Origin of the sequence: Croceivirga radicis (assembly GCF_002072105.2) — a bacterium.
Lineage (GTDB): Bacteria > Bacteroidota > Bacteroidia > Flavobacteriales > Flavobacteriaceae > Croceivirga > Croceivirga radicis.
This window is the reverse complement of the sequence record NZ_MTBC01000004.1, coordinates 1-13,135: the sequence shown is the minus strand read 5'-3', so window position 1 is coordinate 13,135 and position 13,135 is coordinate 1. Positions and strand designations below refer to the sequence as shown.

Genomic DNA, 13,135 nt, shown 5'->3' with positions numbered 1-13,135 from the left:
AGTCGTTCTAAAAATTAGGACGACTTTTTTTATGGATTTCTGTTTTAAACATCGATAAACGAGCAGAAATTATCGTCCAAAAAGCAACTTTGTTACCATTTAGTTCCTTGTTCGGTTTTATTACTATTTTTAAATAGAGAACACTATTTATTGAAAATGAAAAACGGACTACTAACGCTTTTGTTGGGTGTAGTTGCTGCGGGTACCACATATGCCCAACAAACGGCTAAATCTACTATGCTACAACAAAAAAAAGCGTACGAAAACATGCCTGTCGCGCATCGTTTTGACAATGGATTAACTTTAAACGCTAAGGAAATTGCTAAAAAGCAGGCCGCACATGAGGATAAAAAACAATTTTTAATCCTTTTTATACAAGGTCTAGATGAGTTAAAAGACAAGGAAAAGGAAAAGCTCATTTCAGATGTAAAGCATAACCCTTTTTCTAATAGGCTTAAAAAATTCACATCATCTTATAAATCACAATTGGCCAAACCAGAAACACTAAATTGGGTGGGTTTAAATAAATAGCAATACGTTCTGTTTACATTATTAACCCTTGTGTTTATAGGCAAACTAGAGACGTTGGTCTACTTAAATGTGCAAGGAACAGCAAATTATTTACTTTTGCCGTAAGCAGTATAACATGGAAGAAAAGGCAAGTAATCGTTCTATTTTTTATAGCATTGAAAATGCTATAAAAGAATACCGTAAAATGGCTCAAAAAAGAATTAATGCCGTTGTAAAAGATATTACCATAGACCAGGCCATGTTACTCTTTCAGTTAAGTAAAAAACCACGTTTTACCAAGAGTGAAATGGCCAACTTTGTATATAAAGATCATGCGTCCATTACACGTATTATTCGCTTAATGGAAAAAGCCGGGTATATTACCACTGTTCAAGATAAAGAAGATAAAAGAAAAGCCTATTTGGTAATCACTGAATTTGGTAGCGAAGTATTGCAAAAAATTGCTCCTATCATAAACGAAAACAGAAGCATTGGTTTAAAGGGGCTATCTAAAGAACAAGTAGAACAAACGCAGGTTGTTCTAGATTTAATAGCCAACAACTCCCAAAACATAAAAAAACCCTAGAATCCACTAACCAATAATTCTAGGGTTATAGTTACTACCACGTAACTGTGCATTTTTTAATCGATGTTAAACAAATTTACTAATTATACTAATTTGATTGACATATCAAATAATAATTTAACGTCTTTTTAATTAGCTTTACGCCAAATTGCAGAGATGAACCCAATCTTGGCCCGTAATTGGCGCAGAATTTTACCATTTGGACTCATTTGGTTTGTGCTAGGTTTCTTTTTTATGGCTAATGATTATTTTGCCTTGGGAGACAATCCTGTAGCTTCTGGCGCTATAGACCCAACATTTAGTGTGTTGGTTTTTGCCTTACTAGCTATATTTAGCCTAGGATTACTCATAGGTATTTTTGAAACCCTATATGTAAACAAGCTGTTCAGAAATTTCAGTTTTATCCGCACCATACTTTCCAAGTTTGTGCTATATAGTATGCTGTTTACATTAATGGTTGGGTTTTCTTACCCCATTGCTGCGGCTTTAGAACTAGATACTGATTTAAAAAGTCCGTTGGTTTGGTTCAAGTTTAGACAATTTTGGCAAAGCGATGCCTTGTACGGAACAGCTATTCAATTATTATTCAGTTTAACCATCTCACTAATTTACGCAGAGATTAGAGATAATCTTGGTGATTCTGTATTGCTAAATATTTTTACCGGCAAATACCACAAGCCCATACAAGAAGAGCGAATTTTTATGTTCGTAGACATGAAAGATAGTACTACCATAGCCGAAAAACTGGGGCATGTTAGCTATTTTACGTTTTTACAACAGTACTATAACGATATGGCAGAACCTATAGTAAAACACAGGGGAGAAGTATATCAATATATTGGGGACGAGATTGTAATAAGTTGGCCAAAAGCTAAGGGTATTGCTTACAATAACGCTGTTAATTGCTTTTTTGCCATGCAAAAGGCTATGAATAAGCGAGATACATTTTACATTAACACCTATGGCGTAGTGCCAAAATTTAAAGCGGCGCTGCATATGGGTATGGTAACGACTGGCGAGTTGGGTGCGTTAAAAAAAGAAATAGTCTTTACCGGCGATGTGCTGAATACCACCGCACGCATACAGGATTTATGTAATAACCTAAAAAGTAAGTTATTGGTATCTGAACATTTGCGAATGGCTTTAAAGGAAGAGACTAAAATAGAGTTTGTTCCCAAAGGTGCCGTAGAATTAAAAGGAAAACATGAAATAGTTAACCTTTACGCAGTGCATAAAAAAATACCTTATTCTTAAATAGAAACCAATCACTTTTTCAATCGCACTTCTTTTTCTATACCTAAGCGCTTCATTTTGGCAAATAAGGTTTTGGCATTCATGTTTAAAATACGTGCCGCTCCTTTAGTGCCGCTAACCCGCCAATTGGTGTAATTAAGCACATCTACAATATAGTCTCGCTGCATGGTCTCAAACGATTTAAAATTGTCCGCAGCTTTGAAATTTGTAGGCTTGGGCAACCAAGAACCCGGATTCAAGGTAGTGCCACTTTCAATAATTACCCCACGCTCTATTAGGTTTTCTAATTCGCGAATGTTGCCAGGGAAATTATAGGCCAGTAAGGCTTCAATTGTTTTTTTAGACAAACGTTTAAACGCTTTTCCGGCTTTGGCCGAATACTTTTCTAAAAAATACTGGGCCAGTATTGGAATATCTTCTTTTCTAGCGCGCAACGGAATATTGTGAATGGGAAATACGTTTAGCCGGTAATATAAATCTTCTCTAAAACTACCTTCTTTTATCATTTCTTCTAAATGCCTGTTGGTGGCAGCAACAATACGCACATTTACCTTTATGGTTTTGGTACCTCCCAATTCATCAAACTCACCTTCTTGTAATACCCGCAGTAGTTTTGGTTGCAAATCAATTGGCATTTCACCAATTTCATCCAAAAACAACGTACCCCCATCTGCTAAGGCAAACTTACCCACCTTATCTGCAACTGCTCCCGTGAATGCTCCTTTTTTATGGCCAAATAATTCACTTTCTATAAGTTCTTTAGGTAAGGTGGCGCAATTTATTTTAATCAGTGGTCTTTCTTTTCGTAGACTTGTATTGTGTATGGCGCTAGCCAACAACTCTTTTCCGGTACCAGACTCACCGGTAATCAACACCGTAGTATCTGTTGGCGCAACCTGGTCTACCAATTGCAATACTTTTGCATAAGCTTCGCTTCTACAGATAATATTGCTAAAGTTTATTTTGCTATTAATTTCCTCCTGTAAATATTCATTTTCACTTTCTAGTCGGTCTTTTAGCGACTTTATTTCCTCCAAGGCCTCATACAGCTTTAAATCACGGGCCTTACGTTCAGATACATCTCGTATAATGGCGCAGTTGTAATCTTCCTGGTTATAGGATAAATGGTTAGCGGTTATTTCTACGGGAAATTTGGTTCCATTTTTTCGCATGGTCAACCATTCAAATCGTACGGAACCTTTAGCAACAATTTCTTCAAAATGGTTTTGCCACCATTCTGGGGTAACCGCGGGGTCTAGTTCAAAAATGGTTGTATCCTCTAGTTCCTTTCTATCATAACCCAATTGGGTTAGGGCGGAAGTGCTATAGTCCAAAAGGGTACCATCCTTTTTTATAACGTAAATAATATCTTCAGCATTATTAATAACTTCTTTGAACAATTGCAAACTGTTTTCTTTACGCTGTTGTTCGGTTACGTCTTGGTATACACCAATTAACTTGTAAATGGTATCCCCTTTAAGCACAGGCTTGGTAACACATCGTATAAATTTTAACGGACTACCGTTTGTTTCTAGTACTACATCATAAGCTATGCCTTTTCTAATAGCATTGGCCATTAGGGTTTTTAAGTGTTCACTTTCTTTAAAACGATGAATTATGTGTGGGGGCGTAAGAAATTCGGTTTCCTTTAGGTCGAAAATAGAAAGGGCTTCTGAGGTTGAAACGATACTCCCGTCTTGTAAATTCAGTTCCCAACCGCCCACATGTGCAATAGTTTGGGTATTGTCCATCAATTTTTGATAGAAACTAGATTCTGAAATATCATTAATAATAGCACAAATCAAATTATTTCTCATATTTGAGAAATATCGCGCAAAAACTTCTACTTCGTAATACTTGTCTTTTTTGTTTTTATGTGTTTCTTTAAATCGATGTACTTTATTTTTCTGAACGAAATCCCAATGTTTCTTCCAACCTTCTTTTGTTAACGTTGGGTTGATTTCAAAAATAGAGAGCTTTGTAATGGCTGATTTTTCGTAACCTAAACGCTTGCAGAATTTATGGTTTGCATATACCACCTTGCCTCGTTCATTCATCCATAACACCTCATACGGTAAGGTTTCTACCAACCAATCCTTTATTTCTAAACCTTCTTGCTGCACGTTTACACAATTTATTTCCTATAAAATTATCTAAATATATCTGATATATAAGAATATTCTAATATATGCGTAATATTAAAATAAGCTAAGCAGACTTATTTGGTTGTTATTCAGCAACTTAATGTTTAGGCACGCTTTTGGCTTTAAACACGTCAAATAATTGAAATACTCACAATAAAAATTATAACTAATGAAAACAGTTTTACATAAAGCGGACACTAGGGGAGATGCCAACCATGGATGGTTACATTCCAAGCACACCTTTAGTTTTGCCAATTACCACAATCCAGAGCGTATGAATTTTGGCGTTTTAAGGGTGTTAAATGATGATACGGTGGCCGCCGGTATGGGTTTTGGCACCCACCCGCATCAGAATATGGAAATAATTTCCATTCCCCTGGAAGGTGATTTGGAGCACAAAGACAGTATGGACAATGTAGCGGTCATAAAATCTGGAGACATTCAGGTATTAAGCGCAGGCACCGGTATCACCCATTCAGAATACAACAAGAATAAAGACCAACAGGTGAAATTTTTACAAATTTGGGTGTTTCCTAATCAGCAAAATGTTACGCCAAGGTATGATCAAGTAACCCTAAATACGGCCGATAGGAAAAACCAATTTCAACAAATTTTATCTCCAAATCCAGACGATGCTGGTGTTTGGATACACCAAGATGCATGGTTTAACATGACCGATTTGGAACAAGGGAAATCACTAACCTATAGCGTACATGAACCTAAAAAAAATGGTGTTTATGTTTTTGTGCTTAGTGGCGATGCCACTATTAACGGACAAGAGTTAAATCCACGTGATGGTTTTGGTATCTGGGATACAAATACATTCGAAATTACGGCAAATTCCAATACGGAATTATTACTTATGGAAGTACCCATGGCCTTATAAAACAACTATTTATTAAAAACTAAAAATTGTATATGGAGACAGCAGTTAAAACAACTTGGAAAATTGACACAGCACACTCAGAAATCGCTTTTAAAGTAAAGCATATGATGATTTCTACCGTAACCGGTTATTTTGAGGATTATAATGCCGAGGTAAACACAACTAAGGAAGATTTCTCGGATGCAGAGTTTAGCTTTACCGCCCAAACCGCGTCTATCAATACCAAAAATGCGGACAGGGATGCGCACTTAAAGTCAGACGATTTTTTCAATACCAAAACGTATCCAGAAATGAAGTTTACATCAACCTCATTTGATGGTACTACTTTAGTGGGTGATTTAACCATAAGGGATGTTACTAAAAAAATAAGTCTAGAAGTGGATTTTAATGGGGTAGTGGTAGACCCTTACGGACAAACTAAAGCAGGCTTTGAAATTTCGGGAGAACTTAATAGAAAAGATTTTAACCTTACTTGGAGTGCGGTTACAGAAGCTGGTAAAATTGTAGTTAGCGATAAGGTAAAGCTACAATTGAACTTGCAGTTTATAAAATCTTAAAATTCAATTTATTAAGAAAGATTTGAATTGCTTTTCTAAAAAGGAAAATTCAAGTCTTTCTTTTCTTTTTTAATTCTTATAATTATAGTCAATTAAAATAGATTCCAAATGGAAATAACCATTAAAGAACAACACAATAAGGGGTATGCCGTTGCCACAATAGATGGTAAACGGGCAGGGGTTATGACGTATTCCATACCTAAAGGAGATTTTATAATTGTAGACCATACAGAGGTAGATTCCACCTTTAAAGGACAAGGAGTGGGTAAGGAATTATTGTATAAGGTGGTAGCTATGGCAAGGGAAAAGCATATTAAAATTCTACCTTTATGTCCGTTTGCCAATGCTATGTTTAAAAAGTTAGATGCTATAAAAGACGTTTTAAAGTCTTAGTACTATCCATAAACTATTTATAAAGCAACTAGATTATACTATGTCTAACACAGAACTTATTATAGAAGAACGTGCGGCCAACATTGGTAATTTTATGGTGGGGCGGTTGTTGCCTTTTCGTCAAAAGCGAATGGTAGGACCGTTTATTTTTATAGACCATATGGGACCCGCCCATATGACAGCAGAACAAAATATGGATGTTGGTATGCACCCGCATATTGGACTTTCTACATTGACATTTTTGTTTGAAGGTTCTGTTTTTCATAGAGACAGTTTAGGTACAGCTGTAGAAATTAAACCGGGTGCCGTTAATTGGATGACCGCCGGTAAAGGAGTTGTACATACCGAACGTACACCAGATTATCTTCGCAACCAGAGTAAAACATTGCATGGGTTACAAATTTGGGTAGCGCTACCAAAAGACCAAGAAGAATGCGAACCTTCTTTTACGCACGTTAGGGCAGAACAGCTACCTAGTTGGGTAGAAGATGGTGTTGAGTTTAAATTGATAGCAGGTGAAGCTTTTGGCAAACAATCCGCAGTTCCAGTTTATAGTCCATTATATTTTATAGAGATTAAATCAACAACAACTAAAACTGTAGCAATAGGTGAATACCTCTATGGTGAAAGCGCGTTGTATATTCTAGAGGGTGCAATAAAGCTAGAAGGCAACCAATATGGGCCCAAACAGATTCTAGTAGCAAAAAACAGCACACTATGTGCGTTTGAACTACAGGCTAACACCACGGTGTATATTTTTGGAGGTGACCCGTTTCCAGAAGAACGGTTCATCGAATGGAATTTTGTGGCCTCTGATAGGGCGCTGATAAAAAAAGCCAAAGAAGATTGGGTAAACAACAAATTTCCTATGGTGCCCAATGAAACTATGCGCGTTCCCATACCCCAACCTAAAGGATTAAAAAATAAATAGCGTTAGTACTTTTCAGGAATAAGGGAAGTAAGAACCGAACAAGATTCAATTAAAAAAATAGTGGTTGTTTGTGTACTATTTTACCTTTGTACCTCCTAAAAAAAAATGGCGTGCAAGAAAATTACGGCCTTTTAAGACAACATTTTGAGGAAATAGTAAACCTAACGGATGCGGAATGGGAGCAAATAGCGCCTCATTTTGAGTATCGGAAATTAAAAAAGCACCAATTTCTAATACAAACAGATCAGCCAGTAGAATGTGAGTTTTGGATTATCAGCGGTTTGGTAAAATCGTATGCTATAGACCAAAAGGGAAACGAACACATTTTACAGTTTGGTATGGAGCAATACTGGGTTAGCGACTATTTCGCTTTTCAACACCAATTACCGGCCACCATCTTTGTGGATTGTATAGAAGATTCCGAATTCTTTTGCCTGTCTTTAGAAAGTAGGGAATCCATTTGCCAGCAAATACCCGCCATTGCTAATTTTTATCGGATTAAGTCCAACAACGGCTTTATCAACTTGCAACAGCGTATTCTGTCCCTTTTAACTTTATCCGCAGAAGAACGGTACGATGAATTACTGAACAAACTGCCCAAATTATTACAACGGGTTCCTAAAAAATTGATTGCCGCCTACCTAGGCGTTTCCAGGGAAACTTTGAGCCGTTTTAAAAATTAGATTTTGTGATGTATATCACTTTTATGGGTTGTGTTACCTCACTTTAAAATGGTGATATAGCTCCTCGCACAGCCTTTCGTTTTCATACACCTTTGTCACATAAAATTTAAGATAAAGAAAATGAAAACAAGAATTAACACAACAGTGGCAATGCTACTATTTGCCCTATTGGGAACGGCACAACATCAAAATGAGCCTATAAAAGTCTTAATGGTGCTGTCCAGTCATCAAGAATTGGGAGATACGGGCAAGGAAACGGGCTATTACCTAAGTGAGGTAACCCACGCCTACGAAGTTTTTGAGGAGAATAATTTCGACATTACCTTGGTAAGCCCAGAAGGAGGGAACCCTCCGGTAGATGGTTTTGATTTAGAAGATCCAGTGAATAAAAAATACTGGAATGACACCACCTTTCAACAAAAGCTAAAAAATACCCTAAAGCCTTCAAAAATCAAGGCAAAGGATTATGATGTAATCTACTATGCCGGTGGTCACGGTACCATGTGGGATTTTCCTAACCATAAGAAGTTGGCCAAAATAGCAGCCAGTATTTATGAGAATGATGGAATAGTGGCGGCCGTATGTCACGGACCTTCCGCATTGGTGAACATTCAATTGTATAACGGTGCCTATTTGGTAAACGGTAAAACACTAAGCGTTTTTACCAATGAAGAAGAAGCCAATGTAGGCTTAGAAAATGTGGTTCCTTTCCTTTTGGAAACAAAATTGGAAGCACGTGGAGCAACCATAGATAAAGCCGATATGTGGCAAGAAAAAGTAAGCGTGGACCAGCGTTTGGTCACTGGTCAAAATCCAGCCTCTGCCAAATTAGCGGCCCAAAAGATTGTGGAACTGGTTAAAGCAACGTACTAAGATGGCTACAGATTCAGCAGTTTTAAACGCAAAGACCGAAAAGAAAAGTCTACCAGCGGCCTTATGGGCACTGACCATTAGTGCCTTTGGTATTGGAACTACAGAGTTTGTTATCGTGGGCTTGTTGCCCACGGTAGCCAACGATTTAAATACCTCTATTTCCTCAGCGGGATTGTTAGTGAGCTTGTACGCCTTGGGAGTGGCCATTGGTGCACCCGTATTAACGGCTTTGACCAGTAAAATAGCGCGCAAACGGTTATTGATTGGCATTATGCTATTATTTATTATCGGTAACGGATTGGCCACCATTGCGCCTAGTTTTACGTTATTGGTCCTAGCACGAATCCTAACCGGGTTTGCACATGGGGTCTTTTTCTCCATTGGCTCTACCATAGCGGCCAGTCTGGTACCAGAAGATAAAAGGGCCTCTGCCATTTCTATAATGTTCGCCGGGCTTACGGTAGCTATTGTTACGGGCGTGCCATTGGGTACGTACATTGGCCAAAACTTTGGGTGGCGTGCCACTTTTGTGGGCGTTGCCATTTTAGGAGTTATCGGTGCTTTGGCCAGTTACTTTTTGGTTCCTTCAAATATTAAAAAATCACAGCCCTTACGTTTGGTAGATCAGCTAAAAGTGCTCAAAAACCCTTCTATCCTGTTGGTGTTGGCCATTACGGCACTTGGTTATGGCGGTACGTTTGTAACCTTTACCTACTTGGCGCCTTTGTTGGAAGAGGTTACCGGATTTTCCGCTAGTATGACCAGTGTTCTACTCTTGGTCTACGGTATAGCCATTGCCTTGGGCAATATTATTGGGGGAAAGGTTTCCAACAAAACCCCGGGAAAAGCCTTAATGGTCATGTTCGCTTTGCAAGCCGTGGTACTGGTGGTATTATATTTTACGGCAAGCAGCACTACTTGGTCTGTGGTAACCCTATTTTTCATGGGAATCTTGGCGTTCTCCAACGTACCCGCACTGCAATTGTATGTGGTTAAAATGGCAGAAAAATACCTGCCGGGCACAGAAGATGTAGCCTCGGCATTGAACATTGCGGCTTTTAACGTAGGAATCGCCATTGGGGCCTATGTTGGCGGATTAATAGTGGAATCTACACTAGGCGTAGCAGCAACACCATGGGTAGGCAGTATACTTGTGGTGGTAGGCTTTATACTTACGCTGGCTTTATATAAAAAAGAAAAAATTTAAACAGATGCATACCTTATCATTTAAACATAACGATCAAATGCCCATTTTAGGGCTTGGAACCTTTCGTTCTGAACCTAAAGCGGTTTATTCCGCTGTTTTGGAAGCCTTAAAAATGGGGTATAGGCACATAGACTGTGCGGCAGCCTACGGAAACGAAAAAGAAGTAGGCGAGGCGATTGCGGAAGCCATTGATTCTGGTGTGGTAACCAGGGAAGAACTGTGGATTACCTCCAAGCTTTGGAGTGATTCTCACGGGATGGACAACGTACAACCGGCCTTGGAAAAAACGCTGAAAGACCTAAAGTTGGATTATTTGGACCTCTATTTGGTTCATTGGCCGGTAGCCTTTAAAAAAGGAGTTGAAATGCCAGAGAAGGCAGATCAATTTATTCCTTTGGAAGAAGTGCCACTGACCGATACCTGGGCCGGTATGGAAGCAGCTTTGGAAAAAGGACTAGTCAAGCATATCGGTGTCAGTAATTTCAATACTCAATATTTGAAAGCTCTTTTGGAAACGGCAAAACAGAAACCAGAAGTGAATCAAATAGAGATACACCCGTTTTTACAGCAAGATACCTTGGTAGATTTCTGTAAACAAGTGGGTATTCACCTAACAGCATACGCACCAATTGGTTCAGGTGGGGCAGAAGATGATGCCCTTAACCTTTTCAAAAATGTGGTGCTCTTGGATATTGCCCAGGCCCATGGTAAGACGGTGGCGCAAGTAGCCTTAAAATGGGGTATACAGCGCGGTATTTCGGTAATACCAAAATCTACCAATGTGTCCCGATTACAAGAAAATTTGGATGCCCTAAAATTTGAATTGAGCGCTTCGGATATGGAGAAGATCGCTACCCTTAACAAAGACCATCGTTTTGTAGATGCAAAATTCTGGGAAGTTGAAGGCGGCCCGTATACTGCGGAGGAAATCTGGAATGCTTAATTAAAAAGTCAGGGGTCGTTCTGCGACCCTTGGTTAAAAAAAAAAATTGCTATGAAAAATTTTGATAAACTATACCGACCCGGTAAAATGACCTTGGGAATAGAATTTCCGCTCGATAACGATTGGTCCTTGGCAGGGGATAAAAAACGAAGAGAAACGGGAAGGCCTTTCGGTATTCCGGATATGACAAATCATTTGGAGTTGGTACAACAGGCAGATGCTGCTGGTTTTGCATCGGTTTGGGTGCGGGAAGTACCGGTTTACGATCCCAATTTTGGGGATGGCGCCCAGTTGTTCGATACTATTGGTTATTTGGGCTATTTATCCGCGGCTACCCAGCATATATTGCTGGGCACGGCCGCTATCGTTTCACCCTTACATCAACCCATACATTTGGCAAAAGCCGCCGCAACTATTGAAAATTTAAGCAAGGGTAGGTTTCTGTTGGGTTTAGGGCTAGGGGACAGGCCCGTGGAATTTCCTATGTATAAAATAGCCTATGAGGAACGCCCCAAATTGTTTCGGAAACATTTAAAAATTATGCAAGAGGCTTGGAAATTGGAAAGCGATTTAACCGATTTTTATCCTTTTTTAAACCCAGGTGTGGATGTCTATCCCAAACCCGAGAACCCAATTCCGTTGGTGGTTGCTGGCCACTCGGGACAATCCATAGATTGGATTGCAAAAGAAGCGAACGGGTGGTTCAATTATCCCCGAACGCCAGAGGAAACCTATTTACAGCAAAAGAAGTGGTGCGAGGCCTTATACGATAACGACCAAGCCTGTAAACCTTATATTTCCGCCTTTCATTTAAACCTACTTACGGACGATAATGCCGATTTTAGACCGCATCGGTTTGGAGGTGCCATAGGGGTAAACAAGCTTACGGAATTACTAAAACGCTACGAAGAAGCAGGGGTAAACCACATGGCGTTGCACTTGCGAAAATCAGACACACCAGTTAAAGAAGCATTAAATAAAATAGCAGAAATCGTATTACCTCATTTTAAAAAGTCAACTGTTACCAGCAAAGAGATGTCGGTAGGTTAACCAGACCCAACGGTAACTTTTGTATTTTGCACCGAAAGTAAAAGGAAACCGAATTCATGGAAAGACGCACCTTTGTTAAACAGTCTACATTATTTTGTGCCTCCACATTGGTATTACCCCTAAAACCAGGTTTAAGCAATACCCAACAGGTACGTATTGGTTTGGCCTCAGACACGCATTATGCCGAACGAAAGGTGGCAGGTACGCGATACTACGCGGGGGCACTCCAAAAGATGGAAGAATTTGTAAACACCATGAACACCGAGCAGGTGGACTTTGTAATGCATTTGGGCGATTTTAAAGATGAGGACGAAACCAAAAGTGAGGCCAATACTTTGGGGTATTTACAAACCATAGAGGCTGCATATGCTAAATTTAACGGGCCCAGATACCACTGTATCGGCAACCATGATGTGGATAGCATTACCAAGACCCAATTTTTAGAACAGGTTACCAATACTGGGGTAGCCACCAAAAAAGGCTATTATTCATTTGATGCCAATGGCTTTCATTTTGTGGTCTTGGATGGCAACCATACCCAAAAAGGAAAAGACCATTTTTACAAAACAGGGCAAGACTGGCAAGACACTAACTTGGGTACCGCACAATTAACTTGGCTGGCTAAAGATTTGGCAGCAACGGCATTACCGGTAGTTGCATTCTGCCATCATCCATTGTACGAATTTTTTAGAGATGGCCACAAATACCATGTAAACGATTATAAAGCGGTTCAAAAACTGTTGGAAGTTAACGGGAATGTTCTGGCCGTATTTCAGGGACACGTTCATGCCGAAGACCACGTAACCCATAATGGAATACATTATGTAACCGTTTTAGGAATGGTAGATTTTGAAGGATTGGACAACAACAGCTTTTCACTTTTAGAAATTAAGGACAACCAAATGGTACTAAAAGGATACAAACGCTCCAATAGTTTTACGTATTCACTTTAAATATGATAAAAACCGTTTTAGGTAGAAGCGCAACGTTTTGCTGAAAATACTATTTGGTAGGGGTTTTAAATTATTCTATTTTACATAATATAAATTATAGGACAAGTAACAGCATGTTTAAACCCCTTTTAAGGTCTGTAAATGAGTGAAAAAGGCGGATTGTAG

14 protein-coding genes are annotated in these 13,135 nt (G+C 39.1%); 13 read left to right on the top strand and 1 reads right to left on the bottom strand.

Annotated elements, in window-relative coordinates:
- Nucleotides 1-156 precede the first annotated feature (156 nt).
- From BUL40_RS07005 to BUL40_RS06995, 3 genes are all read left to right on the top strand, one after another.
- Nucleotides 157-531, top strand: coding sequence for a hypothetical protein (locus tag BUL40_RS07005; RefSeq protein WP_080318650.1), 375 nt, complete (start codon nt 157-159; stop codon nt 529-531).
- 115 nt (nt 532-646) lie between these two features.
- Nucleotides 647-1,096, top strand: coding sequence for a MarR family winged helix-turn-helix transcriptional regulator (locus BUL40_RS07000; protein WP_176465458.1), 450 nt, complete (start codon nt 647-649; stop codon nt 1,094-1,096).
- Nucleotides 1,097-1,252: 156 nt separating this feature from the next.
- Entirely contained in the window at nt 1,253-2,350 is a 1,098-nt protein-coding gene (locus BUL40_RS06995; RefSeq protein WP_080318648.1) for an adenylate/guanylate cyclase domain-containing protein, read from the top strand.
- An 11-nt stretch (nt 2,351-2,361) separates the two neighbouring features.
- Here BUL40_RS06995 and BUL40_RS06990 read toward each other — a convergent pair whose 3' ends face one another.
- Nucleotides 2,362-4,473, bottom strand: coding sequence for a sigma 54-interacting transcriptional regulator (locus BUL40_RS06990; RefSeq protein WP_080318647.1), 2,112 nt, complete (start codon nt 4,471-4,473; stop codon nt 2,362-2,364).
- A gap of 190 nt (nt 4,474-4,663) precedes the next feature.
- Here BUL40_RS06990 and BUL40_RS06985 point away from each other — a divergent pair, with 190 nt between their 5' ends.
- From BUL40_RS06985 to BUL40_RS06940, 10 genes are all read left to right on the top strand, one after another.
- Complete coding sequence (locus tag BUL40_RS06985) at nt 4,664-5,380, top strand: pirin family protein (protein WP_080318646.1); 717 nt, start codon at nt 4,664-4,666, stop codon at nt 5,378-5,380.
- A 32-nt stretch (nt 5,381-5,412) separates the two neighbouring features.
- Nucleotides 5,413-5,937: a YceI family protein gene (locus tag BUL40_RS06980; protein WP_080318645.1), complete on the top strand. Its 525-nt coding sequence runs from the start codon at nt 5,413-5,415 to the stop codon at nt 5,935-5,937.
- A gap of 108 nt (nt 5,938-6,045) precedes the next feature.
- Entirely contained in the window at nt 6,046-6,330 is a 285-nt protein-coding gene (locus BUL40_RS06975; RefSeq protein WP_080318644.1) for a GNAT family N-acetyltransferase, read from the top strand.
- A 40-nt stretch (nt 6,331-6,370) separates the two neighbouring features.
- Nucleotides 6,371-7,261, top strand: coding sequence for a pirin family protein (locus tag BUL40_RS06970; protein WP_080318643.1), 891 nt, complete (start codon nt 6,371-6,373; stop codon nt 7,259-7,261).
- 110 nt (nt 7,262-7,371) lie between these two features.
- A complete protein-coding gene (locus BUL40_RS06965; RefSeq protein ID WP_080318944.1) occupies nt 7,372-7,944 on the top strand; it encodes a Crp/Fnr family transcriptional regulator in 573 nt (190 codons plus the stop codon).
- Between the two features lie 120 nt (nt 7,945-8,064).
- Nucleotides 8,065-8,817 carry a type 1 glutamine amidotransferase domain-containing protein gene (locus BUL40_RS06960; RefSeq protein WP_080318642.1) on the top strand — a complete coding sequence of 251 codons (753 nt, stop codon included), beginning with the start codon at nt 8,065-8,067 and terminating at the stop codon, nt 8,815-8,817.
- A gap of 1 nt (nt 8,818) precedes the next feature.
- A complete protein-coding gene (locus BUL40_RS06955) occupies nt 8,819-10,024 on the top strand; it encodes an MFS transporter (RefSeq protein WP_080318641.1) in 1,206 nt (401 codons plus the stop codon).
- Between the two features lie 4 nt (nt 10,025-10,028).
- Nucleotides 10,029-10,967 (top strand): aldo/keto reductase, encoded by a 939-nt coding sequence (locus BUL40_RS06950; protein ID WP_080318640.1) that lies wholly within the window; start codon nt 10,029-10,031, stop codon nt 10,965-10,967.
- A gap of 51 nt (nt 10,968-11,018) precedes the next feature.
- On the top strand, nt 11,019-12,017 hold the full coding sequence (locus BUL40_RS06945) for a TIGR03571 family LLM class oxidoreductase (RefSeq protein ID WP_080318639.1): 999 nt from the start codon (nt 11,019-11,021) through the stop codon (nt 12,015-12,017).
- A 56-nt stretch (nt 12,018-12,073) separates the two neighbouring features.
- Nucleotides 12,074-12,970 (top strand): metallophosphoesterase family protein, encoded by an 897-nt coding sequence (locus tag BUL40_RS06940; RefSeq protein WP_080318638.1) that lies wholly within the window; start codon nt 12,074-12,076, stop codon nt 12,968-12,970.
- Nucleotides 12,971-13,135 lie beyond the last annotated feature (165 nt).

Bases quoted from the DNA above. Each gene is read 5' to 3' on its own strand.
- BUL40_RS07005 (WP_080318650.1), top strand. From the start codon at position 157: ATGAAAAACGGACTACTAACGCTTTTGTTGGGTGTAGTTGCTGCGGGT.
- BUL40_RS06960 (WP_080318642.1), top strand. From the start codon at position 8,065: ATGAAAACAAGAATTAACACAACAGTGGCAATGCTACTATTTGCCCTA.
- BUL40_RS06940 (WP_080318638.1), top strand. From the start codon at position 12,074: ATGGAAAGACGCACCTTTGTTAAACAGTCTACATTATTTTGTGCCTCC.
- BUL40_RS06950 (WP_080318640.1), top strand. From the start codon at position 10,029: ATGCATACCTTATCATTTAAACATAACGATCAAATGCCCATTTTAGGG.
- BUL40_RS07000 (WP_176465458.1), top strand. From the start codon at position 647: ATGGAAGAAAAGGCAAGTAATCGTTCTATTTTTTATAGCATTGAAAAT.
- BUL40_RS06970 (WP_080318643.1), top strand. From the start codon at position 6,371: ATGTCTAACACAGAACTTATTATAGAAGAACGTGCGGCCAACATTGGT.
- BUL40_RS06945 (WP_080318639.1), top strand. From the start codon at position 11,019: ATGAAAAATTTTGATAAACTATACCGACCCGGTAAAATGACCTTGGGA.
- BUL40_RS06995 (WP_080318648.1), top strand. From the start codon at position 1,253: ATGAACCCAATCTTGGCCCGTAATTGGCGCAGAATTTTACCATTTGGA.
- BUL40_RS06980 (WP_080318645.1), top strand. From the start codon at position 5,413: ATGGAGACAGCAGTTAAAACAACTTGGAAAATTGACACAGCACACTCA.
- BUL40_RS06955 (WP_080318641.1), top strand. From the start codon at position 8,819: ATGGCTACAGATTCAGCAGTTTTAAACGCAAAGACCGAAAAGAAAAGT.
- BUL40_RS06975 (WP_080318644.1), top strand. From the start codon at position 6,046: ATGGAAATAACCATTAAAGAACAACACAATAAGGGGTATGCCGTTGCC.
- BUL40_RS06985 (WP_080318646.1), top strand. From the start codon at position 4,664: ATGAAAACAGTTTTACATAAAGCGGACACTAGGGGAGATGCCAACCAT.